This is a genomic window from Streptomyces sp. BBFR51 (genome assembly GCF_044591655.1).
Classification (GTDB): Bacteria; Actinomycetota; Actinomycetes; order Streptomycetales; family Streptomycetaceae; genus Streptomyces.
In genome coordinates this window covers 2233184-2257183 of record NZ_CP172448.1, presented here as the reverse complement: position 1 = coordinate 2257183, position 24000 = coordinate 2233184, and the positions used below count along the sequence as shown (strand labels likewise).

The 24000-nt window shown below is 70.8% G+C and carries 18 protein-coding genes and 1 tRNA gene; 7 read left to right on the top strand and 12 right to left on the bottom strand.

The features are described 5' to 3' along the window. Positions 1-295 precede the first annotated feature (295 nt). Positions 296-1666 carry a pyridoxal phosphate-dependent decarboxylase family protein gene (locus tag ACGH7X_RS10255; RefSeq protein ID WP_399883896.1) on the top strand — a complete coding sequence of 457 codons (1371 nt, stop codon included), beginning with the start codon at positions 296-298 and terminating at the stop codon, positions 1664-1666. After that, a complete protein-coding gene (locus ACGH7X_RS10250) occupies positions 1663-3075 on the top strand; it encodes a lysine N(6)-hydroxylase/L-ornithine N(5)-oxygenase family protein (protein WP_399883894.1) in 1413 nt (470 codons plus the stop codon). Before ACGH7X_RS10255 ends, ACGH7X_RS10250 begins: the two co-directional genes overlap by 4 nt. A gap of 34 nt (positions 3076-3109) precedes the next feature. On the opposite strand, the gene ACGH7X_RS10245 is transcribed toward ACGH7X_RS10250, so the two are convergent. Further along, the gene (locus ACGH7X_RS10245; RefSeq protein WP_399883892.1) at positions 3110-4927 is read right to left on the bottom strand and encodes a bifunctional metallophosphatase/5'-nucleotidase; all 1818 of its coding nucleotides are present in this window, start codon (positions 4925-4927) and stop codon (positions 3110-3112) included. Positions 4928-5164: 237 nt separating this feature from the next. On the opposite strand from ACGH7X_RS10245, the gene pyk reads away from it, so the two are divergent. Then, entirely contained in the window at positions 5165-6595 is a 1431-nt protein-coding gene (pyk, locus tag ACGH7X_RS10240) for a pyruvate kinase (RefSeq protein WP_399883891.1), read from the top strand. A 48-nt stretch (positions 6596-6643) separates the two neighbouring features. Here pyk and ACGH7X_RS10235 read toward each other — a convergent pair. After that, positions 6644-6717, bottom strand: a tRNA-Leu gene (locus tag ACGH7X_RS10235). Between the two features lie 101 nt (positions 6718-6818). On the opposite strand from ACGH7X_RS10235, the gene ACGH7X_RS10230 reads away from it, so the two are divergent. Beyond that, a complete protein-coding gene (locus tag ACGH7X_RS10230) occupies positions 6819-7475 on the top strand; it encodes an ANTAR domain-containing response regulator (protein WP_399883889.1) in 657 nt (218 codons plus the stop codon). Between the two features lie 67 nt (positions 7476-7542). Here the strand turns inward: ACGH7X_RS10230 and ACGH7X_RS10225 are convergent, their stop codons facing one another. The 9 genes from ACGH7X_RS10225 to ACGH7X_RS10185 form a co-directional block, all read right to left on the bottom strand. Next, complete coding sequence (locus ACGH7X_RS10225) at positions 7543-8259, bottom strand: ABC transporter ATP-binding protein (protein WP_399883887.1); 717 nt, start codon at positions 8257-8259, stop codon at positions 7543-7545. Next, positions 8256-9170, bottom strand: coding sequence for an ABC transporter ATP-binding protein (locus ACGH7X_RS10220; RefSeq protein WP_399883885.1), 915 nt, complete (start codon positions 9168-9170; stop codon positions 8256-8258). Before ACGH7X_RS10220 ends, ACGH7X_RS10225 begins: the two co-directional genes overlap by 4 nt. Before the next feature lie 5 nt (positions 9171-9175). Beyond that, on the bottom strand, positions 9176-11002 hold the full coding sequence (locus ACGH7X_RS10215; RefSeq protein WP_399883883.1) for a branched-chain amino acid ABC transporter permease: 1827 nt from the start codon (positions 11000-11002) through the stop codon (positions 9176-9178). A gap of 5 nt (positions 11003-11007) precedes the next feature. Next, complete coding sequence (locus ACGH7X_RS10210) at positions 11008-11940, bottom strand: branched-chain amino acid ABC transporter permease (protein ID WP_153180351.1); 933 nt, start codon at positions 11938-11940, stop codon at positions 11008-11010. Positions 11941-12053: 113 nt separating this feature from the next. Then, positions 12054-13289, bottom strand: coding sequence for a branched-chain amino acid ABC transporter substrate-binding protein (locus ACGH7X_RS10205; protein WP_399883881.1), 1236 nt, complete (start codon positions 13287-13289; stop codon positions 12054-12056). A gap of 287 nt (positions 13290-13576) precedes the next feature. Then, positions 13577-14176, bottom strand: a complete 600-nt coding sequence (locus ACGH7X_RS10200; RefSeq protein WP_399883879.1) for a Tat pathway signal sequence domain protein — start codon at positions 14174-14176, stop codon at positions 13577-13579. Next, a complete protein-coding gene (locus ACGH7X_RS10195) occupies positions 14173-14589 on the bottom strand; it encodes a hypothetical protein (protein ID WP_399883877.1) in 417 nt (138 codons plus the stop codon). The genes ACGH7X_RS10200 and ACGH7X_RS10195 overlap by 4 nt, the downstream gene beginning before the upstream one ends. Positions 14590-14666: 77 nt before the next feature. Further along, complete coding sequence (locus tag ACGH7X_RS10190) at positions 14667-15155, bottom strand: PaaI family thioesterase (protein WP_399883875.1); 489 nt, start codon at positions 15153-15155, stop codon at positions 14667-14669. Between the two features lie 78 nt (positions 15156-15233). Then, positions 15234-17513, bottom strand: a complete 2280-nt coding sequence (locus tag ACGH7X_RS10185; RefSeq protein WP_399883873.1) for an FdhF/YdeP family oxidoreductase — start codon at positions 17511-17513, stop codon at positions 15234-15236. A gap of 189 nt (positions 17514-17702) precedes the next feature. Between ACGH7X_RS10185 and polA the strand changes: the two genes are divergently transcribed. Both polA and ACGH7X_RS10175 read left to right on the top strand, forming a co-directional pair. Continuing rightward, a complete protein-coding gene (gene polA, locus ACGH7X_RS10180; protein ID WP_399883871.1) occupies positions 17703-20429 on the top strand; it encodes a DNA polymerase I in 2727 nt (908 codons plus the stop codon). Positions 20430-20812: 383 nt separating this feature from the next. Next, the gene (locus ACGH7X_RS10175) at positions 20813-21160 is read left to right on the top strand and encodes a hypothetical protein (protein WP_399883869.1); all 348 of its coding nucleotides are present in this window, start codon (positions 20813-20815) and stop codon (positions 21158-21160) included. Here ACGH7X_RS10175 and ACGH7X_RS10170 read toward each other — a convergent pair. After that, a complete protein-coding gene (locus ACGH7X_RS10170; protein WP_399883867.1) occupies positions 21081-21938 on the bottom strand; it encodes a DUF4184 family protein in 858 nt (285 codons plus the stop codon). The two genes, ACGH7X_RS10175 and ACGH7X_RS10170, sit on opposite strands and share 80 nt — an antisense overlap. Positions 21939-22191: 253 nt before the next feature. On the opposite strand from ACGH7X_RS10170, the gene ACGH7X_RS10165 reads away from it, so the two are divergent. After that, positions 22192-23973, top strand: a complete 1782-nt coding sequence (locus tag ACGH7X_RS10165; RefSeq protein WP_399883865.1) for a lytic transglycosylase domain-containing protein — start codon at positions 22192-22194, stop codon at positions 23971-23973. Positions 23974-24000 lie beyond the last annotated feature (27 nt).

The window sequence follows — 24000 nt, the reverse complement described above, 5'->3', positions numbered from 1 at the left end:
CGGCCTGCTCTGGGCCCGGTGCGGGCGGGGATCAGCTGTAGGGGCAGGTGCCCGCCCGCCTCAGGGTGAGGCCGGTGTGTCTCGTCGGCTCGGCCGGGTGCCGTGTCGTGGGCTTGCGGGCACGGGGCGTGTTCGCGGTGCGGGGCGGCGTGCACCGAGTTCCGTGTGGGCCGGGATCAGCGGGGGAGGGGCTGTGCCGGTACCCCGTTCGGGTTGTGATCGCTGAGCTGTCCGGGCGTACGCGCGCATCCGCGTACAAGCTGGAACCCCAGTCCCCGCCCCCGGAGGACAGCCCATGGGCCTGCCGCCCCTCGCCTCGGGCCCGCACGGCTCCGACGCCCTGCGGCCCCTGCTCGACACCGTGCTCGACGCCCTGCGCACCGGCACGGCCGCACGCGGCGGACCGCTGCCCCCCGGCGGCCCCGGTGCCGTCGCCGCCCGGGTGGCGGCCGCGGCCGGTGAGATCCTGCCCGACCGGGGCGACCCCGAGGCGCTCCGCGTCCTGGTCACCGCGCTCGCCGAGGGCGCCGCCGACCCCGCGCACCCCCTGTGCGCCGCCCACCTCCACGCCCCGCCCCTCGCCGTCGCCGCGGCCGCGGACCTCGCCGCGAGCGTCCTCAATCCCTCCCTCGACTCCTGGGACCAGGCGCCCGCCGCCTCCGCGCTGGAAGCCCTCGTCACTCGTGCCCTCGCCCGCGAGACCGGCGCCGCGGACGCCCTCGTCACCACCGGCGGCACCGAGTCCAACCAGCTCGCCGTCCTGCTCGCGCGCGAAACGCACGGCGCCGGCCTGCGGCTGGTCCACGGGGCGAACGCCCACCACTCGCTGCCCCGCGCCGTCTGGCTGCTGGGGCTGCCCGAGCCCGTCGTCGTCCCCGCCCCCGCCGGCACCCTCGACCCCGCCGCCCTCGACGAGGCCCTCACCCAGGTCCCCGGACCGCACCTCGTCGCCGCCACCGCCGGCACCACCGACGCCGGGCTCGTCGACCCGCTGCCCGAGATCGCCGCCCGCTGCGCCGCCCACGACGCCCGCCTCCACGTCGACGCCGCCTACGGTGCCGGCCTCCTGTTCAGCGACCGGCACCGCCCCAGGCTGGCGGGACTGGAAGCCGCCCACACCGTCGCCCTCGACCTGCACAAACTCGGCTGGCAACCGATCCCCGCCGGCCTCCTCACGGTCACGGACGCCGACGACCTCGCCGCGCTCCACCACCGCGCCGACTACCTCAACGCCGACGACGACACCGAGGCGGGCCTCCCCGACCTCCTCGGCCGTTCCCCGCGCACCAGCCGCCGCCCCGACGTCCTCAAGACCGCCGTCACCCTCAAGACCCTGGGCCGCTCGGGACTCGGCGCCCTCGTCGACGCGGTCTGCTCCCTCGCCCAGGAGTTCGCCGGCCTGGTCGAGGCCCACCCGGGGTTCCACCTGCACACCCCGCCCACCATCAGCACGGTCCTGTTCCGGCCCGCCCACGCCACCGACGACGCCGTCGCCGCCGTACGCCGCACGCTGCTCACCACCGGCCGCGCCGTCCTCGGCCGGGCCCGCGCCGACGGCCGGCTCTGGCTCAAGGCGACGCTCCTCAACCCCCACACCCGGCCCGACGACCTGGCCGGGCTCCTCACCCTCGTGGAAAGCTCCCTGGAAGGACGCACCCCCCGATGAACGCCGCCCAGCACCCCACCCCCGACGCCCCCCGCGACCTCGTCGGCATCGGCATCGGCCCCTTCAACCTCTCCCTCGCGGCCCTCGCCGACCCCCTCACCGGCCTCGACGCCGTCTTCTACGACCAGCGCCCCGACTTCCACTGGCACCCCGGTCTGCTCATCGACGGCGCGCGCGTCCAGGTCCCCTTCCTCGCCGACCTGGTCACCCTCGCCGACCCGGCCAGCCCCTGGAGCTTCCTCAACCACCTCAGGGCAAGACAGCGTCTCTTCCCCTTCTACTTCGCCGAACGCTTCCACATCGAGCGCGCCGAGTACGACGCCTACTGCCGCTGGGTCGCCCAGAACCTGGCCTCCCTGCGCTTCCACCACCAGGTCGACGCCGTCCGCTGGAACCCCGAACGGGGCCTCTTCGAGGTCGACTACACCCAGCTCGACGCCGAGGGAGAGGCCGAGGCCCTCGGCCGCACCCACACCAGGAACGTCGTCCTCGGCGTCGGCACGGAACCCCACGTCCCCGACCCGCTCCGGCCCCTCGTCGACGATCCCGCCGTCCCCGTCGTCCACGCCGCCGACTACCTCGGCCACCGCGACGCCCTCCTCGCCGCCGGGCACGTCACCGTCATCGGCACCGGCCAGTCCGGCGCGGAGGTCTTCCTCGACCTGCTCCGCCACCGCCCCGCCGGCCGGGAGAAGCTGCACTGGCTCGGCCGCACCGAGGCCTTCGCGCCCATGGAGTACTCCAGGCTCGGCCTCGAGCACTTCACCCCCGACTACACCCGCTACTTCCACGGCCTGGCCGAACCGGTCCGCGACCGCCTCGTCGCCCAGCAGTGGCAGCTGCACAAGGGCATCGACGCCGACACCACCGCCGCCATCCACGACGAGCTGTACCACCGCACCCTCGACGGCGGCTGGCCCGACACCACCCTCACCCCCGGCGTCCACGTCCGCACCGCCGGGCGCATCGCGACCACCAGGGTCGAACTCCACCTGGAACACGCCCAGCAGAAGACCCGCTCCCGCCTCACCACCGACGCCGTCGTGCTCGCCACCGGCTACCGCGAACGCCCCCTCGGCCGCGTCCTGGCCGGCCTCGACCCCTACATGCGGCGCGACAGCCGGGAACGCCCCCGCGTCGACGACCGCTTCCGCCTCGTCCTCGACCCCTGCGTCACCGGATCCGTCTACGTCCAGAACGCCGAGACGCACACCCACGGGGTCGGCGCGCCCGACCTGGGCCTCGCCGCCTGGCGCGGCGCGACCATCCTCAACGACCTGACGGGGCAGGAGCCGTACCCGCTGCCGGGCCGCACCGCTTTCACCACCTTCGGCCTGGAAAACGGGCAGCCCCAGATCCCGTCCGCGCGCCACCACCGGGCGCTCACCCCCCTGGTGGACGGAATCTGAGGCTGCCGAAGCACGGGCGGCTCCTGGACGGGGTTCAGAACACCGGTGCGCCCTCGCGCGTCAGCGACCAGTCCACGGACGCGAAGTCCTTCGGGTCCAGCACACCCTTCTCCGTCGCCCACTCCGCGATCCGCGTGCGGATCTCCGTCGACTCCGACCACAGCTCCTTGGCCGAAGCCACGTGCGGGAAGGCGCCGCCGCCGTTGGCCCGGTAGTTGTTCACGGCCAGCACGAACTCCTGGGCGTCGTCCAGCGGAGCACCGTCGCGGGTGACGTTCTTGATCCGCGAGCCGGGCGCCTGCGCGACGTCGATCTCGTACTTCAGGCCCGACACGTAGTCGTAGTTGTAGTCCGGACGGCCGTTCGCGTTCGTCAGCTTGTCCACGTCCACCGGCGCACCGGCGGCGGTCCGCACGTAGTACTCCGCCGAGTACTCCAGGTACGCCCGCAGCTGCGCGCCCGTCATCAGCTTGGCGACCAGCGTGTTGTCGTACACGTACAGGCTCGACAGGTCCCGGATCGTCACGTCGCCGGCCGGGATCTCGGAGGTCCGCGAGAAGGGCGACGCCTGGGCCAGCACCGGCAGCGAGGCGTACTCCGTGCCCGCCAGCGCCTCCTTGACCACGTCCTCCTGCACCTTGGTGATCAGGTCGATGATCGGCGCGTCCTTGTACCGCGCCTCGACCGTCGTCAGCGTCTCGGTCGCACTCCCGACGACCTGGTTGACGTACGCCACCACCTTCTCGTGCTCGTCCGTCAGCAGCCTGGTGATCCGCGGGTCGTCGGCGACCGAGCCGGAGTCGCGCAGCGACGCCTTCACCGACTCCACGTGCCAGCGGCCCCGCTCGAAGACCAGCTCGAAGTCGAACAGGGTGAGCCGCTCGGCGAAGCACAGCGGCTCGGAGAGCACGACCGTCCTCCCCGTCTCGTCGTTGACGACCCTCAGCTCCGCGATCTCCTCGTGCGCGTGCCCGACGAGGATCGCGTCGATGCCCGGCACCTGCCTGGCCACGTTGGCCGCCGCGTTCTCGACGTACGGGACCTGGTCACCGTAGGAGGAGGTGCCCGACGAGCCGGAGTGCGCCGACACGACCACCACGTCCGCGCCCATCGAGCGCAGCTTCGGCACCCACTTGGCCGCCTGCTCCTCGAGCCCCGGGAAGGCCAGCTTCCCCTGCACGTACGCCTTGTCCCAGATCGCGATGCCCGGGTTGGTCAGCCCCAGCACCGCCACCTTCACCGGCGGCGCGCCCTTCACCCGGAACGTCTTCATGAAGTACGGCGGGAAGGCGGGCCTCAGGGTCTTCGCGTCGACCGCGTTCGCGCCGAGCAGCGGGAAGTCGCACTGCTCCTCGAACTTGCGCAGGGTCTCGATGCCGTAGTTGAACTCGTGGTTGCCGAGCGCCACCGCGTCGTAGCCGATGGTGTTCATCGCCTGCGCCATGGGGTGCACCGGACCGCCCTTGGCGGTGATCGGGTCCACCTTCGCGTAGTAGTACGTCAGCGGGGTGCCCTGGATGGTGTCGCCCGCGTCCAGCAGCAGCGTGTTGTGGCGGCCCTTCTCCTCGCGGACCTGGTTCACCAGCGTGGAGATCCGGGCGAGGCCCTGGGCGTTGCCCGCGGCGTCCGTGTACTCGGCGTCCTTGAAGTAGTCCCAGTTGAAGACGTGGCCGTGCAGGTCGGTGGTGCCGAGCACGGTCAGGGCGTATCGCTTGGGCTTCTTGTGTCCCTTGTGTCCCTTGTGCGCGGGGGTGGTCGCCTCGGCCGCCGGAGCCGCCGCCGCGCCGGCCAGCGCGACCCCCGCCCCCGTCACGGCGGACCTGCTCAGGAACTTCCGGCGGTTCAACGGCATGGCTGGTTCTCCTTGACTACACGGCATCAACAACGCGCGTAGATTCCTTCGTGATCACCCTGCGTGTCAACAGGTCGTCGCTCAATTGCCCGAAAGGCGCAATAAGAACCGCCCGGAATGCTCATCGGAGCGCCCCGGCGCACAATTCAACACTTGTCAATAACCCTTTACTCAAAGGTTGTTGAGTGGTCATACGCGGCCAATTCGCTACCGGCCGGTAAGTCATAGGCTCGAGTCATGCGCCGAGCAAAGATCGTCTGTACTCTTGGGCCCGCCACCGACTCGTACGACCAGATCAAGGACCTGGTCGACGCCGGAATGGACATCGCCCGCTTCAATTTCAGTCACGGCACCCACGCCGAACACGAAGAGCGCTACCACCGTGTCCGGAAGGCGTCCGACGAGACCGGCCGCAGCGTCGGCGCCCTCGCCGACCTTCAGGGTCCGAAGATCCGCCTCGGCCGCTTCGCGGAAGGACCCGTACTCCTTGAACGCGGCGACGCCTTCACCATCACCGTCGAGGAGGGCGTCGCCGGCGACCGCCACACCTGCGGCACCACCTACGCGGGCCTCGCCGCCGACGTCACCCCCGGTGAACGCGTCCTCGTCGACGACGGCAAGGTCTGCCTGGAGGTGACCGGCGTCGAGGGCCCCCACGTCCGCACGACGGTGATCGAGGGCGGCATGGTCTCCGACCACAAGGGCCTCAACCTGCCGGGCGTCGCCGTGTCCGTGCCCGCCCTGTCCAAGAAGGACGAGGACGACCTGCGCTGGGCCCTGCGCAGCGGCTTCGACGTCATCGCGCTGTCCTTCGTGCGCAGCGGCCGGGACATCGTCGACGTGCACCGCATCATGGACGAGGAGGGCCGCCGCCTCCCCGTCATCGCCAAGGTCGAGAAGCCGCAGGCCGTGGAGAACATCGAGGACATCGTCGCGGCCTTCGACGGCATCATGGTCGCCCGGGGCGACCTCGGCGTCGAGATGCCCCTGGAGCAGGTGCCGATCGTCCAGAAGCGCGCGGTCAAGCTCGCGAAGCGCAACGCCAAGCCGGTCATCGTCGCCACCCAGATGCTCGACTCGATGATCGACAACGCCCGACCGACCCGCGCGGAGGCCTCCGACGTCGCCAACGCGGTGATCGACGGCACGGACGCCGTGATGCTCTCCGGCGAGACCAGTGTCGGCAAGCACGCGACCGACACGGTGCGCACGATGGCCCGGATCGTCGAAGCGGCCGAGGAGGACATCCTCGCCAAGGGGCTGCCCCCGCTGACCGAGCGCAACAAGCCCCGCACCCAGGGCGGCGCGGTCGCCCGCGCGGCGGCGGAGATGGGTGACTTCCTCGGCGCGAAGTTCCTGGTGGCCCTTACGCAGTCCGGCGACACCGTCCGCCGTCTCTCCCGCTACCGCTCGCCCATTCCGCTGCTCGCCTTCACCCCGGAGCCGGCGACGCGTTCGCAGCTGAGCCTGACCTGGGGCGTGGAGACCTTCCTCGGCCCGCACGTGGACTCCACGGACGCGATGGTCGACCAGGTGGACGAACTGCTCACCAGGTACGGGCGCTGCGAGAAGGGCGACGTCGTGGTCATCACCGCCGGCTCCCCGCCCGGGGTGTCGGGCACGACGAACCTCGTGCGCGTGCACCACATCGGGGAGGACGACCGCTGAACGGGTGCCCCGCAGGCGCTCGGGGGTGCCTTCGAAAGGAAGGTAAAGTGCCCCGGGTGGGACTCGAACCCACACTGAATGCCTTTTGAGGGCATCGTCTCTGCCGATTGGACTACCGGAGCCTCTTCGAACCGAAGGTCAGTGTAGCCCCTCGGTGACTCAAACATACAGGAGCTAGGTAGGCTCTTGTCAGCAGTACCCCTGCCCCGAACGAGGAGCTCACGTGACCGCCCCCGAGCCGCCCCAGCCCGTAGACGTGCCCGACGACGACCAGTCGCACGTGCCTCCGCTGACGACCCGTGTCGTCATCGCCGAGGACGAGGCGCTCATCCGGCTGGATCTCAAAGAGATGCTGGAGGAGGAGGGGTACTCCGTCGTCGGCGAGGCCGGTGACGGGGAGCAGGCCGTGGAGCTGGCCCGGGAGCACAAGCCCGACCTGGTGATTCTCGATGTGAAGATGCCCAAGATGGACGGCATCTCCGCGGCCGAGAAGATCGCCGAGGAGAGCATCGCGCCGGTGCTGATGCTGACCGCCTTCTCGCAGCGCGACCTGGTGGAGCGGGCCCGGGACGCCGGGGCCATGGCGTACCTCGTGAAGCCGTTCAGCAAGAGCGACGTCGTACCGGCGATCGAGATGGCCGTCTCGCGGTTCACCGAGTTGAAGGCGCTGGAGCAGGAGGTCGCCGACCTCAGCCTGCGGCTGGAGACCCGCAAGCTGGTGGACCGCGCCAAGTCGGTGCTCCAGACGGAGTACGGCCTGACCGAGCCGGCCGCCTTCCGCTGGATTCAGAAGACCTCCATGGACCGGCGGATGTCGATGCAGCAGGTGGCCGAGGCGGTCATCCAGGACGCCGAGGAGAAGAAGGCGTCCAAGGGCTGAGACCCGGGACCACGACGAGGCCCGCGTCCCCATCGGGGGGCGCGGGCCTCGTCGTGGCTCGGGAGCGTCAGTCCTCGCCGAGGTAGGCCTTGCGGACCGACTCGTCGTGGAGCAGGTCCTGTCCGCTGCCGGACAGGACGATGTTGCCGACCTCCATGACGTGGCCGTGGTCGGCCAGGGAAAGGGCGGCCTGGGCGTTCTGCTCGACGAGCAGGATGGTGGTGCCCTGGGACTTCAGCTCGGCGATCGTGGACATGATCTTCTGCATCATGATCGGGGAGAGCCCCATGGAGGGCTCGTCGAGCATGAGCAGTTTGGGCTGGGACATCAGGGCACGGCCCATGGCGAGCATCTGCTGCTCGCCGCCGGACAGGGTGCCCGCGGCCTGCTTGCGGCGCTCCCCGAGGATCGGGAAGAGGTCGTAGGCGCGCTGGATGTCCTTCTCGATGCCCGGCCTGTCGTTGCGCAGGAAGGCGCCGAGGCGCAGGTTGTCGGCGATCGTCATGCGGGGGAAGATGTGCCGCCCCTCGGGCGAGTGGGCGAGCCCCAGCGAGACGATCTGGTGGGCCGGAACCTTCTTGAGCGACTTGCCCCCGAACCTGATCTGGCCGCCGACCGGCTTCAGCAGACCCGACAGGGTGCGCAGGGTCGTGGTCTTGCCGGCGCCGTTGGTGCCGATGAGGGTGACCACTTCACCGGCGTCCACCTTGAAGGAGATGCCCTTGACGGCCTCGATCTTGCCGTAGGCGACGCGGAGGTCCTCGACCTCGAGCAGTGCGGTCATCGGTCGTTCTCCTTGCCGGCCGCGGTGTCCTTGGTGGTCTCGGCCTGGGCGGCCTCGGCGGCCTCCACCTCGGCCGCCTCCGCGGCGCCGGGGTCGTTCTCGAGGGGTTCGCCGAGGTAGGCGGCGACGACGCGTTCGTCGCCCTGCACCGTGGCGCTGTCGCCCTCCACGAGCTTCTCGCCCTGGACGAGCACGGCGACACGGTCGCAGAGGTTGAAGATGAACCGCATGTCGTGCTCGATGACGAGGACGGCGACGCCCTTGTCGCGGATGGCGAAGACCAGTTCCTCGGTGGTCCGCGTCTCCTGCGGGTTCATGCCGGCCGTCGGCTCGTCCAGGAGCAGCAGCCCCGGCTCGCTGGCCAGCGCGCGGGCGATCTCCAGCTTGCGCTGCTCGCCGTAGGGCAGGTTCCGCGCGAGATGGTCGGCCTTGCTGTCCAGGCCCACGAACTCCAGCAGCTCCATGGCGCGTTCCCGGGAGGCCGCCTCCGCCCGGTGGAAGCCGGGACCGCGCAGGACGGCCGACCAGAAGCCCTCCTTGGTCCGGGTGTGACGGCCGACGAGGACGTTCTCCAGGACCGTCATGTTGGCGAACAGACGGATGTTCTGGAACGTACGGGCGATGCCTGCGGCGGTCACCTTGAAGGACTTCGCGGGCAGGATCTGGCCCTTGTAGCGGACCTCGCCCTCGGTCGGTGTGTAGAGACCGGTCAGACAGTTGAAGAAGGTCGTCTTGCCGGCGCCGTTGGGCCCGATCAGGCCGACGATCTCGCCGCTGTTGACCGTGAGGTCGACGCCGTTCACGGCGGTCAGACCGCCGAAGCGCATCGTGACACCGCGTGCGTCGAGGATGGTGGTGCCGGGGGCGGGGGCGCCCGGAGCGGTGTCCTTGGTGGTGGTGTCGGTGGTCATGGTGGTCAGGCCCCTGTCTTGCTCAGGACTGTGGGCGCTTCGGCCTCTTCGTGGAACTCCAGCTTGCGGCGCCGGTTGGCGATGAGTCCCTCCGGGCGGAAGCGCATCAGCAGGACGAGCGCGAGTCCGAAGGCGAGGAGCTGGTAGTCGTCGAGGAACTGGAGCTTGTTGGGAATCAGGAACAGCAGCGCCGCACCGATGAGCGGTCCCGCGATGGTGCCCATGCCGCCGAGGACGACCGCGGCGAGCAGGAAGGCCGAGTTGGGCGGCGTGGTGCCGGCGAAGAGGTACTGCTCGGGGGTGACGGTGTAGGTGACGTGCGCCTGGACGGTGCCGGCGAGTCCGGCCAGCGAGGCGCCGACGGCGAACGCGATGAGCTTGACGCGGAAGCCGTTGATGCCCATGGCGAGCGCGGCGGTCTCGTCCTCGCGGATGGCGACCCAGGCACGGCCGATGCGGGAGTCGCCGCTGCGCCGGAAGACGAGGACGACGACGGCCGTGATGATCAGCATCAGCAGGAAGTAGTTGGCGAACCGCCCGAGGGTGAAGCCGCCGATGTCGTGCGCGACCCCGAGGTCGAAGCCGAGGACGTTGAGATCGGGGATGGACGAGATGCCGTTGGAGCCGTTGGTGACGTCCGGGCCCGAGGTGCCGTCCAGGTTGTTGGCGGTGATCCGGAAGATCTCACCGAAGCCGAGGGTCACGATGGCGAGGTAGTCGCCGCGCAGCCGCAGGGTCGGCGCGCCGATCAGGACGCCGAACACCAGGGAGGCGGCGGCGCCGACGAGGACGGCGGCCCAGAAGGGCAGGTGCAGGTCGAACGGCGAGCTGGGGGAGCCGGAGACCATGGAGGCGGCGTAGGCGCCGACGCCGAGGAAGGCCACGTAACCGAGGTCGAGCAGGCCGGCGAGGCCGACGACGATGTTCAGGCCGAGCGCGACCGTCGCGAAGATCAGGATGTAGACGCCGAGGGTGGCGTACTGGTCGTCGGACTGGGTGAAGGGGAAGCAGGCCGCCGCGATGAAGGCGCCGCAGACGGTGATGTTCTGGTGCCGCGAGGTGATCTCGGTGGCGTGGCTGATCAGACCGGACCGGTGCAGGGCGGTGAAGCCGAAGCCGGCGACGATCAGGAAGCCGACGAAGAGTTCGTCGTACTCGGTGCCGATGCCGTAGGTGAACACGAGCAGGGCCACGGCGAGGATCGCGACGATGACCAGGATCTCGACGTAGGACGGCAGCGCGCGCACGGGGCGCGGGTCGTCCGAGGAGAAGGCCGCCCTGACGGTCTGCCAGTTCTGCGAGCTGCTGTGCTTGAACCGGTCCCAGCCGGTGTCGTCGGGGTCGAAGGGATCCGGCTCGGGGCGCTCGAAGGGCAGGGCGAGCGAGCCCAGGAACGCGATGAGGGTGACGGCCGCGGCGACGTAGGCGCCGGGTTCGAGGTTGACGACGCCGCCGAGCTGGGCGCTGATCGCGACGACCGTGTACCAGGTGGTGGCGAAGGCGGCGAGCGCGGCGAACTTGAGCGCGGCGTCGGCACCCGCGGGCGCGAGCCAGCGCAGCCCCTTGACGCCGTACGACGCGAGGCCGAACAGGGCGGTGAGGGCGCCGGCGATCAGCACCAGGACCTGAAGGCCGCCCGGGTAGCCGTAGACGGTGAGGTCACCGGGGAACTCGGCGGTCCAGGTCCAGGCGAGGAACGTGGAGACGACGGTGAGGACGCCGCCGCCGGTGGCGAGGGCACGGCCGAGGTGCGGGGGTATCCCGATGAGGCCGGACGCGTCGCCCGCGGCGGGGGTGCCGGCGCTCTTCGGCGCGGTGGTCTGTGTGGTCATCGGTGTCACGCCCTGTCCGCAACGCGTTCGCCGAGCAGGCCCTGTGGCCTGAACAACAGCACGAGGATGAGGAGGATGAAGGCCCAGACGTCGGACCAGGACTGGCTGCCGAACTTGTCCAGGCCGGGGATGTCGGCGATGTAGGCGGTGGCCAGGGTCTCGGCGACACCGAGGGTGATGCCGCCGATCATGGCGCCGTAGATGTTGCCGATACCGCCGAGAACGGCCGCGGTGAAGGCCTTCAGGCCGAGGATGAAGCCCATCTTGAAGTCGATCTGGCCGTACTTGAGGCCGTTGGCCACGGCTCCCACGGCGGCGAAGACGGCGCCGAGCGCGAACGCGACCACGATGATGCGGTCGGTGTTGACGCCCATCAGCTTGGCCGTGTCCGGGTCCTGGGCGGTGGCCTGCATGCCGCGTCCGGTGCGGGTGCGCATCACGAAGAAGCCGAGGATGGCCATGCTGACCGGCGCGGCGATGAACAGGAAGATGTCGCCGGTCTGGAGGGTGACACTGCCGATGTGGAAGGGTCCGCCGTCGATCTGGGGGAAGGTCCGCGCCGACTTGGCCTCGGGGTACCAGGCCCACACCGCCTGCTGGAGGGCGAGGGAGAGGCCGATGGCGGTGATGAGGGGCGCGAGGCGGGGAGCGCCGCGCAGCGGCCGGTAGGCGAACCGTTCCGCCCCGACGGCCACGGCGACGGAGACCACCATGGCGCCGAGGAGCATCAGGGGCAGGGCGATCAGCATGGAGGTGCCGTCGGGCAGGATGTATATGTAGACCGTGAGCGCGCCGAAGGCCCCGGTCATGAAGATCTCGCCGTGGGCGAAGTTGATGAGCTGGACGATGCCGTAGACCATTGTGTAGCCGATGGCGATCAACCCGTACATGGATCCCAGTAGCAGGCCGTTGACCAGCTGCTGCGGCAGTTCGTTCACCGCATGTCCTCCGAGACTTTCGGACGTTCGACGGATGAGTGTGGCCGGATGCGAGTCCGCGCGGGGCGCCAGTGGAACAGCGCCCCGCGCGGCTCGTCTCAGTGGTGCGGGGGTCAGCCGGTGTAGGTGCCGGACTTCACCGACTTCCAGGCACCGTTCTCGACGGCGTACACGGTGAGCTGCTTGTTGGTGGCGTCACCGAACTCGTCGAAGGAGACCTTGCCGGTCACACCGTCGAAGGAGACGCTCTGCATGGCGTCCACGACCTTGGCGCGGGCGTCGTCGGGAAGCTTCCCGTCGTTGTCCTCGACGACCTTCTTGACGGCCTCGATGATCGCCCAGGCGGAGTCGTAGGAGTAGCCGCCGTACGCCTCGTAGGCCTCCTTGTATCCCTCCGTCTTGTAGTTGGCGACGAACTCCTTGGCGGAGGGGAGCTCCTCCACCGGGGCGCCGACGGAGGTCGCGAGGTCGCCGGTGCCGCTCGCGCCGGCGAGCTTGATGAAGTCGGCGCTGTAGATGCCGTCGCCGCCGACCACCGGAATCTTGGCCCCGGCGGCCTTGATCTGCTTGCTGAGCGGACCGGCCTGCGGGTATTCGCCGCCGTAGTAGACGACGTCGGCGCCGGAGTTCTTGACCTTGGTGGCGACCGCGTTGAAGTCCTTGGTGTCCGGGTTGATGTGCTCGGTGCCGACGACCTTGCCGCCGAGCTTCTTGAACTCCTGCGTGAAGGTGGCGGCGAGGCCGGCACCGTAGGTCTTCTTGTCGTCGATGACGAAGACCTTGCGCTTCTTGGAGTCGTTGTAGACGTACTGCGCGGCGAACGGGCCCTGGATGGCGTCCGTGGTCGCGGTGCGGAAGTACGACTTGTACGGCCGGACCTTCTTGGTCTGCCAGTCCACGCCCTGGGTGAGCGAAGGGTTGGTGTTGGCCGGGGAGACCTCGACCAGTTTGGCCGTGTCGAAGACCTTCTGCATGGACTCGCCGACCGAGGAGTTCAGCGGGCCGACGACGCCGAGGACCTCGTCGTCGGCGACGAGCTTGGTGGCGTTCTGCTGGCCGACGGAGGGCTGGCCCTGGTCGTCGAGGGCCTCGACCTTGAAGGTGATGCCGTCGACGGTCTTCTCCTTGTTGGCCGTCTTGGCCGCGAGGTCCGCCGAGTTCTTGATGCCGAGGCCGAGCGCGGACAGGTCGCCGGTCAGCGGGGCGTCGACGCCGATGACGACGGTGGTGCCACCGCCGCCGTTGCCGGAGTCCGAGCCGCCGTCGTCGTCGCGCGAGCCGCAGGCGGTGAGGGTGAGCGCTCCCGCCGCCAGAGCGGCGGTGATGGCGATGAGCGAACGTTGACGCACGATCAGTCCTTTCCCTGGCACGGCCGCTTCCCCGTGGAGGCGGTCGAGTCGAGCGCTGGGCCGAAGTGACAATCCGACGGCGCGGTGACTGGCCGTGACTCTAAGCGGGTGTGGGGAAGGTGGAGGAGAGTCTGACTCATGCTGTGACTCTCTTGTTATGACACCGGGTAATGCAGAGCGGTACTGGGTGGGAAGAAGGGCGGAATTCAGGCCGATTCGCCCTGTCCACATGCTGAGAACTTGCAGGACCGGTGGCCCGCGTTCAGGTGTCTGGGGCGTTTTGGTGATTACCCCGAATCGTTGCTGCAGGCGACCTCAAGGGCCTGGGAGAGGTCCTGCGCATAGCGCGTCCCCAGGATGAAACTGTGCGCTTGTATTGCGCGTGCATTACGCAGTGTTACATCCAAGAAAGGGAGTCCGGGATTCCGGGGCGCTTTTTCACATTCCGTCACCCGGAGCGTGACGATGATCTTGCGGGAGGAATGCGATTTTGTCTGGAAAGGTGCCGCGGGGGACGACGTCAGCGACAGACCGTCGTAGGGCTGGGTCAGCCGCGTCAGGGTGACGGGCGGGCCGGACCGCACGCTCAGCAGCACGGCGAAGCTGAAGCCGCCGGCCGGGGCCCCGGGCGAACCGGCCACGGGGGACACGTAGGCGAGGCCGACCGCCTGGGACGGGTAGGGCGGCGGGGGAGCGGGCCGCGGTTCTGGCCGGCTCGCGTACAGGTAGCCGGCGCCCGCCAGTACGACGAAGGCCGCGACGGACGCGAGGACGGTCCGGCGGTGACGGTCGTAGCGCCGGGCGAGCGGGCTGCGCGGCCGGGGTCGCGGGGTGTCCCGGGCGTGGGTGTCCTCGCCCGGCTCGACGGGGCCGACGCCGCTCGTCACTGCCACGGACCGTCGCTCGGACCGCCGTCGCGGTACGCCTCGGCACACGCCGCCCGCACCTGGCGGTCCATCAACTTCCGGGCGGCCCGGGTGCCTTGATCGCGCCTCGTGGCCCGCGCCGTGTCCACGACCTCCCGCAGGACGTCGTACTGCCGGTTGGACAGCCCCATCGACTGATAGTCGCCGTAGGGCTCCCCGCCGTCCAGCATCTCGCGCGCCCAGTACCCGACGGCGCTCACGCACAACCGCGCGCCGGACACGGCTCGCGGGGGTACGGACGACGCGCTCGCGTGGTGCCCGGGGGCACCGGAACCGCCCGCCCCGTCACCGAAGTCGCCGCAGCCGACGGCCGCGACGGCGATCAGCGACGCCGCCACCACCGCCCCCGGCCCGAGGGCCCCGCCCCGTCCCATGCCCCGACGTTATGGGTGCCCGACGGCCGGGAGCAATGGCGGCGCCGGGTGACGCGGTGGTCGGCCCGGGCCGGTGCTCAGCCCGCCGCGCCCGCCCGCGCTCCGTCGCCGGGGTTCACGTCCCGCAGCAGGCAGGTCAGGCGGGCGGTGCACACCCGGCGGTCCTGCTCGTCGCTGATCACGATCTCGTACGTCGCGGTCGACCGGCCCCGGTGCACCGGCGTGGCCACCCCGGTGACCAGGCCGGAGCGGGCCCCGCGGTGGTGGGTGCAGTTCAGGTCGACACCGACGGCGATCTTTGAACTGCCGCCGTGCAGCATCGAGCCGACCGACCCGAGCGTCTCGGCCAGCACGGCCGACGCGCCGCCGTGCAGGAGACCGTAGGGCTGGGTGTTGCCCTCCACCGGCATGGTGCCGACGACCCGGTCGGCCGACGCCTCGACGATCTGGACGCCCATGCGCGTCCCCAGGTGCCCGGCCGAGAACATCGCGACGAGGTCGACGCCGAGCGCCGCGTACTCGTCGATGACCTCCTGCGGGAACTGCACCTGCTGCTGCTCGCCCATGGGCCGGCTCCGTTTCGTTCTCCGTCTGTCCGGTCCGCCGGCCGGTCGCTGCGGCCGGCGGTTCGGCTGAGCAAACGCTCAGTCGGTCGCCGATTGTTCCAGACGGACGACCACGGACTTGCTGGCCGGGGTGTTGCTGGTGTCCGCGGTGGCGTCCAGCGGCACCAGGACGTTGGTCTCCGGGTAGTACGCCGCCGCGCAGCCGCGGGCCGTCGGGTAGTGCACGACGCGGAAACCGGGCGCCCGACGCTCCACCCCGTCCTTCCACTCGCCGACCAGGTCGACGTACGCGCCGTCCCGGACGTCCAGCTTCCGGGCGTCCTCCGGGTTGACCAGGACGACCCGGCGGCCGTTCCTGATCCCCCGGTAGCGGTCGTCCAGGCCGTAGATGGTGGTGTTGTACTGGTCGTGCGAGCGCAGCGTCTGGAGCAGCAGCCGCCCCTCGGGCAGCTCGGGGTACTCGACCGGCGCGGCGGTGAAGTTGGCCTTGCCGGTGGCGGTCGGGAAGCGGCGCTCGTCGCGCGGGGCGTGGGGGAGGGCGAAGCCCCCGGGGTGCGCCACGCGCGCGTTGAAGTCCTCGAAGCCGGGGACGACCCGCCCGATGCGGTCGCGGATCGTCGCGTAGTCCTTCTCGAACTCCTCCCACGGCGTGCGGCTGTCCTCGCCCAGCACCCGGCGCGCCAGCCGGCACACGATCGCCGGCTCGGACAGCAACTGCCCGCTCGCGGGCTCCAGCCGGCCCCGGGAGGCGTGCACCATGCCCATGGAGTCCTCGACGGTCACGAACTGCTCGCCGCCGCCCTGGAGATCCCGCTCCGTACGGCCCAGCGTCGGCAGGATCAGCGCACGCGCGCCCGTGACCGCGTGCGAGCGGTTCAGCTTCGTCGACACGTGCACGGTGAGCCGCGCGCGGCGCATGGCCGCCTCCGTGACCTCCGTGTCGGGGGACGCGGAGACGAAGTTGCCGCCCATGGCGAAGAAGACCTTCGCCTCGCCGTCGCGCAGCGCGCGGATGGCCCGTACGACGTCGTAGCCGTGCTCGCGCGGCGGGGCGAAGCCGAACTCCTTCTCCAGGGCGTCAAGGAACGCGGTCGCGGGCCGCTCGAAGATGCCCATCGTGCGGTCGCCCTGCACGTTGGAGTGGCCGCGCACGGGGCAGACGCCCGCGCCCGGGCGGCCGATGTTGCCGCGCAGCAGCAGGAAGTTCACCACCTCGCGGATGGTGGGCACCGAGTGCTTGTGCTGCGTGAGGCCCATCGCCCAGCACACGATGGTGCGCTTCGAGGCCAGCACCATGCGCAGCGCTTCCTCGATCTCCGCGCGCGTGAGACCGGTCGCCGCGAGCGTCTCGTCCCAGTCGGCGGCGCGGGCGGCCTCGGCGAACCCCTCGTAGCCGTGCGTGTGTTCCTCGACGAAGGCCTCGTCGACGGCGCCCTCGGTGTCGAGGATCAGCTTGTTCAGGAGCCGGAACAGGGCCTGGTCGCCGCCGAGGCGGATCTGCAGGAACAGGTCGGTGAGCGCGGCGCCCGCGGTGAGCCCCTTGGGGGTCTGCGGGTTCTTGAAGCGCTCCAGGCCTGCCTCGGGCAGCGGATTGACGCTGATGATCTTCGCGCCGTTCGCCTTGGCCTTCTCCAGGGCGGAGAGCATCCGCGGGTGGTTGGTCCCCGGGTTCTGGCCCGCCACGATGATCAGATCGGACTTGTACAGGTCCTCCAGAAGGACACTGCCCTTGCCGACGCCGATGGTCTCGGACAGGGCCGAACCGGACGACTCGTGGCACATGTTGGAGCAGTCCGGCAGGTTGTTCGTACCCAACTCGCGCGCGAAGAGCTGGTAGAGGAACGCCGCCTCGTTGCTGGTGCGCCCCGAGGTGTAGAAGACCGACTCGTCCGGCGAGTCGAGCGCGGCGATCTCCTGAGCGACGATGTCGAAGGCGCGCTCCCAGGTGACCGGCTCGTAGTGCTCGCCGCCCTCCGGGAGGTACACCGGGTGCGTCAGCCGGCCCTGCTGGCCCAGCCAGTAGCCACTGCGGGTCGCGAGGTCGGCCACGGAGTGCGCGGCGAAGAACTCCGGCGTGACCCGGCGCAGGGTGGCCTCCTCGGCCACGGCCTTCGCGCCGTTCTCGCAGAACTCCGCCTTGTGCCGGTGGTCCCCCTCCGGCCAGGCGCAGCCCGGGCAGTCGAAGCCGTCCTTCTGGTTGACACTCAGCAGCGTCAGCGCGGTGCGCTTCACGCCCATCTGCCGCTGTGCGATGCGCAGGGTGTGACCGATCGCCGGGATGCCCGCCGCCGCGTGCTGGGGCTCCGAGACCTGCGGCGCGTCCTGAACCGGATCACCCTTGGGCGGCTTGGTGGCCATCGCGCGCTCCTTCGCCTACACATGTGAGGTACGTCTCCGATCCTCGCACGCCCCGCCGACAACTCGTCCTGCCGGGCCGGGCGGAGATCGTGAGTGATGTTCGCGGATTTCGCGCGCACCGCCGCGCCCACGACGTGGAAGGGGCGCGGCCGGGACCGACTGTCAGTGGTCCGTGGCAGGATCGGGGTTGTGGCGAAGACAGCATCGAAGAAGACCGAAAGCACCTCCGGCGGCGCCCGCCCGCGGCTGATGCTCATGGACGGGCACTCGCTGGCGTACCGCGCGTTCTTCGCGCTGCCCGCGGAGAACTTCACGACCGCGACGGGCCAGCCGACCAACGCGATCTACGGCTTCGCGTCGATGCTGGCCAACACCCTGCGTGACGAGGCGCCCACGCACTTCGCGGTGGCGTTCGACGTCTCCCGCAAGACCTGGCGCTCGGAGGAGTTCACCGAGTACAAGGCGAACCGCTCCAAGACCCCGGACGAGTTCAAGGGGCAGGTGGAGCTGATCGGCGAGCTGCTCGACTCCATGCACGTGCCCCGCTTCGCCGTCGAGGGCTTCGAGGCGGACGACGTCATCGCCACGCTCGCCACCGAGGCCGAGGCCGAGGGCTTCGACGTGCTGATCGTCACCGGTGACCGGGACTCCTTCCAGCTGGTCAGCGAGCACACCACGGTCCTGTATCCGACCAAGGGCGTCTCCGAGCTGACCCGCTTCACACCGGAGAAGGTCTTGGAGAAGTACGGGCTGACCCCCGCCCAGTACCCCGACTTCGCCGCCCTGCGCGGCGACCCCTCCGACAACCTCCCGGGCATCCCGGGCGTCGGCGAGAAGACGGCCGCGAAGTGGATCAACCAGTTCGGGTCGTTCGCCGACCTGGTCGAGCGCGTCGACGAGGTCAAGGGCAAGGCCGGGCAGAATCTGCGCGACCACCTGGAGTCCGTCAAGCTCAACCGCCGGCTCACCGAGCTGGAGCGGCGCGTCGAGCTGCCGAGGACCGTCACCGACCTGGAGCGGACGGCGTACGACCGCAAGGGCGTCGCGGTGATCCTGGACACCCTGGAAATCCGCAACCCCTCCCTGCGCGAGCGGCTCTACGCCGTCGATCCGGGCGCCGAGGAGGCCGAGGCCACCCCGGTGGTGGCGGACGGCGTGGAGCTGGACGGCACCGTGCTGGGCACCGGCGAGCTGGCCGGCTGGCTCGCCGAGCACGGCGCGCAGCCACTCGGCGTGGCCACGGTCGACACCTGGGCACTGGGCACGGGCTCGGTCGCCGAGGTCGCGCTCGCCGCGTCCGACGGCACGGCCGCCTGGTTCGACCCCACGGAGATCGACGAGGCCGACGAGACGGCCTTCAGGACCTGGCTCTTGGACCCGGACCGGCCGAAGGTCTTCCACAACGCCAAGGGCGCGATGCGCGTCTTCGCCGAGCACGGCTGGAGCGTCGCCGGCGTCGGCATGGACACCGCCCTCGCCGCCTACCTGGTCAAGCCGGGCCGCCGCTCCTTCGACCTGGACGCGCTGTCCCTGGAGTACCTGCACCGCGAGCTGGCCCCCGCCGCCGCGGCCGACGGACAGCTCGCGTTCGGCGCGGACGAGGGCGCCGAGGCCGAGGTGCTGATGGTGCAGGCCCGCGCGATCCTCGACCTGGGCGAGGCCTTCGAGGGCCGTCTGGCGGACGTCGGCGCCGCGAACCTGCTGCGCGACATGGAGCTGCCCACGTCCGCGCTGCTCGCCCGCATGGAGCGGCACGGCATCGCGGCCGACCGGGAGCACCTCCAGGCCATGGAGCAGATGTTCGCGGGCGCCGTCCAGCAGGCGGTGAAGGAGGCGCACGCGGCGGCCGGACGAGAATTCAACCTGGGCTCGCCCAAGCAGCTCCAGGAAGTCCTCTTCGGCGAGCTGAACCTGCCGAAGACCAAGAAGACCAAGACCGGCTACACCACCGACGCCGACGCCCTGGCCTGGCTGGCCGCCCAGACGGACAACGAACTCCCGGTGATCATGCTCCGCCACCGCGAGCAGGCCAAGCTGCGCGTCACGGTGGAGGGCCTGATCAAGACGATCGCCGCGGACGGCCGCATCCACACCACGTTCAACCAGACGGTCGCCGCGACCGGCCGCCTCTCCTCCACCGACCCGAACCTGCAGAACATCCCGGTCCGCACCGACGAGGGCCGCGCGATCCGCCGCGGCTTCGTGGTCGGCGAGGGCTTCGAGTCCCTGATGACGGCCGACTACAGCCAGATCGAGCTGCGGGTGATGGCCCACCTCTCCGAGGACGCGGGCCTGACCGAGGCGTTCACGTCGGGCGAGGACCTGCACACCACCGCCGCCGCCCAGGTCTTCTCCGTCGAGCAGTCCGCGGTCGACGCGGAGATGCGCCGCAAGATCAAGGCCATGTCCTACGGCCTGGCGTACGGCCTGTCCGCCTTCGGCCTGTCCCAGCAGCTGAACATCGAGGCGGCCGAGGCCCGCGGCCTGATGGACGCCTACTTCGAGCGCTTCGGCGGCGTACGGGACTACCTGCGCCGGGTCGTCGACGAGGCACGGGCCACGGGTTACACGGCGACGCTCTTCGGCCGCCGCCGCTACCTGCCCGACCTCAACAGCGACAACCGCCAGCGCCGCGAGGCGGCCGAGCGCATGGCCCTGAACGCGCCGATCCAGGGCACGGCGGCCGACATCGTCAAGATCGCCATGCTCAACGTCGACAAGGCGCTGCGCGAGGCGGACCTCAAGTCCCGCATGCTGCTCCAGGTCCACGACGAAATCGTCCTGGAGATCGCCCCCGGCGAGCGCGCGTCCGCCGAGGAACTCGTCCGCCGCGAAATGGCGAACGCGGTGCGGCTCAGCGTCCCCCTGGGCGTCTCGGTCGGCGACGGCCGGGACTGGGAGTCGGCGGCCCACTAGCCTCCGGCGGTTGGCGGCACGGCGCGGAGCGGGCGGCGGCGCAAAGTTTCCCGCCTGCCGCGCCGCCCGGCACGGGTCGGTAGGCGCACGCGGGCGGTATGGACGCGCCGGTCGGTGCGGACACGTGGGTCGGTACTGGCACGGAGGTCGCGCGCCGCGTCGGTCCGTGAGGGCACCCGGTCGGTGCCCTCGCCCGGCTGGGCAGCGCCCGCGCCCCGCCCGCCGCGACGGTACCCGCGCCTCGCCTCCCCAGGGACCGTCACTCCGGTGGCCCCCGACGAAACGCCCCGGCCGACGTCTCCCGTGAGGATGCGGGCATGGGTATACGCATGCTCCACCACCGGACGACACCGGCACGGGCAAGCACAGACGGACCCGCCCGCGTGCCACTCCTCCCGGTCCCGGTCTTCGCGCCGGGCGCAAGTACCGGCCGCATCCCCGCCACCGTCGCGACGGTCCTTCGCCGCACCGCGACCGACCTCCGCCGCAGACTCGCCCACCGGACCCCGGCGACCGCCGCCCCGCGCGAGACACCGCCCTGGCGCCTGTGGGCCGACCTGGCCCGCGGCTACCTCGCGCTGGCCCTCACCCTGCTGCCGCGGTCACGGCCCGCCCACACCTTCACCGTGTTCGTCGCGACCGCCGACACCCTCAGCGCGCGACCCGGCGGTCCGGTTCCGTACCGGCGCCCCACGGGCTGGTGGGGACCGGGGCCGGGCGCCACACCCTGACCCCCACGGCGTACAGCAGCAGCGCCGGTACAAGACCGGCGCCCGCCCCGAAGCACACCGTCGGGATCAGTTCCCAGGGCTTCGCGACGTCCCCCCAGTAGTCCCACCACCGCGTCGCCCGCCGCACCGCCCCGGCCACCGCGCAGCCGCCGAGGACCGCCCCGGCCCACCACCGGTCCCGTACCGAGAGGACCGGAACACCCGGCGGCTCGGCCGCCCGGGGCACCCGGCGCAGCGACCGCGCCAGGAAAACGACGATCACGACCGCGGCCACCGCGGAACCGCCGTACTGGAGATACCAGTACAGCGGCGAGCCCGCGATCTCCCGGCCGAGGACCGGGAACACCCGCATCCCCCAGCGGTCGAGGTGCGTGAACGCGTCCCACACCACGTGCGTCAACGCCCCCAGCACCGCCGACACGTACCACCGCACCACCAGGGACGGCAGCACACGCGCGCGTGGCGTCCCGCAGCGCAGCAGGGCGGCGGCCCGGCCCTGCCCGGCCCTCGGCAGCAGCGCCACCAGCGGCTCACGGAGCAGCAGCCACAGCCCCACCAGCGCCCAGGCGATGATCACATCAACGGTGAACACGCCCGGGAAGGAGTGCGTGACGTCCCCGAACTCCATCGCCCCGGACAGAAAACTCGCCGCGTAGTAGGTCAAGTCGGGCGCGAACGAGCCCGCGACCAGCACGGCCGGTACCAGCCGCCCGCGGCCGCCGCCGTCGCCCCGCACGGCGGGCAGCACGGCGGCGGCGTGACTGAGGGTGAACGGCAACAGAACTCCTCATATGGCCAACTGGTGAATATCGGGCGCGAACGGGTGCCCGTGCAAAGCAAGTTGTCGTAGGGTCGCCTGCGGCACCGTACTGGTCGAACAGACGAACACCGTGCTCGGAAAGTTGTGGTGCAACCGTCGGCGCGAACCGATCGTCACAACAGGTCGAGCGCAGCGGTACGACGGGCGAGTACGACAGCCGAAGACGTACGGAGAAGGGCGCGCGCGAGCGTCCACGGGAGGGGTTCACTCTATGGCGGCGCATTTCGACAGGAGGCTCCGCAAGGCGGCGGTCACCACCACCGTGGCGGCGGTCGCGGTCGCGGCCCTGTCCGCGTCCCAGGCCCCCGACGTGACGGCCGACGGCAACGGCAGACGGACCACCGCCGACAACGCGCCGACGTCCGACACGTCCTCCCAGGACAGCGCCACCGGCAACTCGCCCTACTACACCGACCTGCCGCCGCTCAACAGCCCCAGCCCCGCCCCGACCGCAGGCACCCCCTCCTCCCCGGGCTCGTCCGAGGCGGGCATTCCGGCGACCGTCCTCGACGCCTACAAGAAGGCCGAGTCGGAACTGCGCCAGTCCAAGCCCGGCTGCAACCTGCCGTGGCAACTCCTCGCCGCCATCGGCAAGGTGGAGTCCGGACAGGCCCGCGGGGGGCACGTCGACGCCTACGGCACCACCATCGGCCGCATCATCGGCCCGCAACTCGACGGCAACGGCTTCGCGCTCATCAAGGACACCGACAACGGCGTCTACGACGGCAACAGCAGCTACGACAACGCCGTCGGCCCCATGCAGTTCATCCCCTCCACCTGGGCGTGGGCGGGCCGCGACGGCAACGGCGACGGCAAGGAAGACCCCAACAACGTCTACGACGCCGCGCTCGCCGCCGGCCACTACCTGTGCCGCTTCGACTGGGACCTGTCCGACCAGGACGACCTCGACAGCGCGATCCTCAGCTACAACAACTCGCAGGACTACCTGAGCACGGTCCTGTCGTGGCTGGAGCACTACCGCAAGGGCACCCACGAGATCCCGGACGGCACCGGCAGCCTCCCGGTCGGCCGCAGCGACGACACGTTCGGCTCCGGCTCCAGCCCCTCACCGGGCCGGACGGGCGCGAGCGGCAAGCCCCAGACCCCCGGCACGGCGTCGCCCAGCCCGAGCCCGGGCAAGCCGTCGCAGCCGGGCGAGCCCACCAGCCCCGGCACCTCGAACCCCAAGCCTCCGACGGAGCCGGACCCGCCGACGGAGACGCCCACCCCCACCGACACGGTCCACCACTTGGAGAACGCCGGCACCACCGGGCTCACCGCGATCGCGGGCGACACGTTCGCAAAGAAGATCAGCACCCGCGCCGAGACCAAGACCGGAGAGGCCGTCGGCAAGGTACGCGTCCGCTTCACCGTCCTGGGCGACACGGACGCCACCTTCACCGGCGGCGACAAGGTCGCCGCGGTCACCACCAACGCCTCCGGCGTGGCCGTCGCGCCCGCGCTGGTGGCGGGTGAGAAGACCGGCGGGTTCACCGTCCGGGCCACCGTGATCGGCCGTACCGTCGCGGGCCTCGACTACAAGGCCACCGTCACCGAGCGCGTCGCCGACGCCCTCACCCGCACCGGTGAGACCGACCTGACATGCACGCCCGGTGGCACGTTCGCGGACCGGGTCGAGGTGAAGGCCACCCACAAGGGCGCCGCCGCGGACAAGGTCGCCGTCACCGCCACGCTCGTCAAGTCGGTGCTCGACCCGACCGAGAACGACAAGGGCCCCTACTTCAAGGACGCCGACGGAAAGGCCGTCCGTACGCTGTCCGGCCTGAAGACCGACGCCAAGGGCCAGTTGAAGCTGCCGGAGCTGTACGCCGACGACGCCGAGGGCACGTACGTCCTCCACCTCGCCACGGCCGGCGGCGCCACGCTCAACGTCACCCTGAAGGTGGCGGCCAAGTCCGAACCGACACCGGACCCGTCCACGGAGCCGTCCGAGAACCCCTCCACCGAGCCGTCGACCGAGCCGGAGGCGTAGGCACCGTCCCGGCCGGCGGGGCGCCCT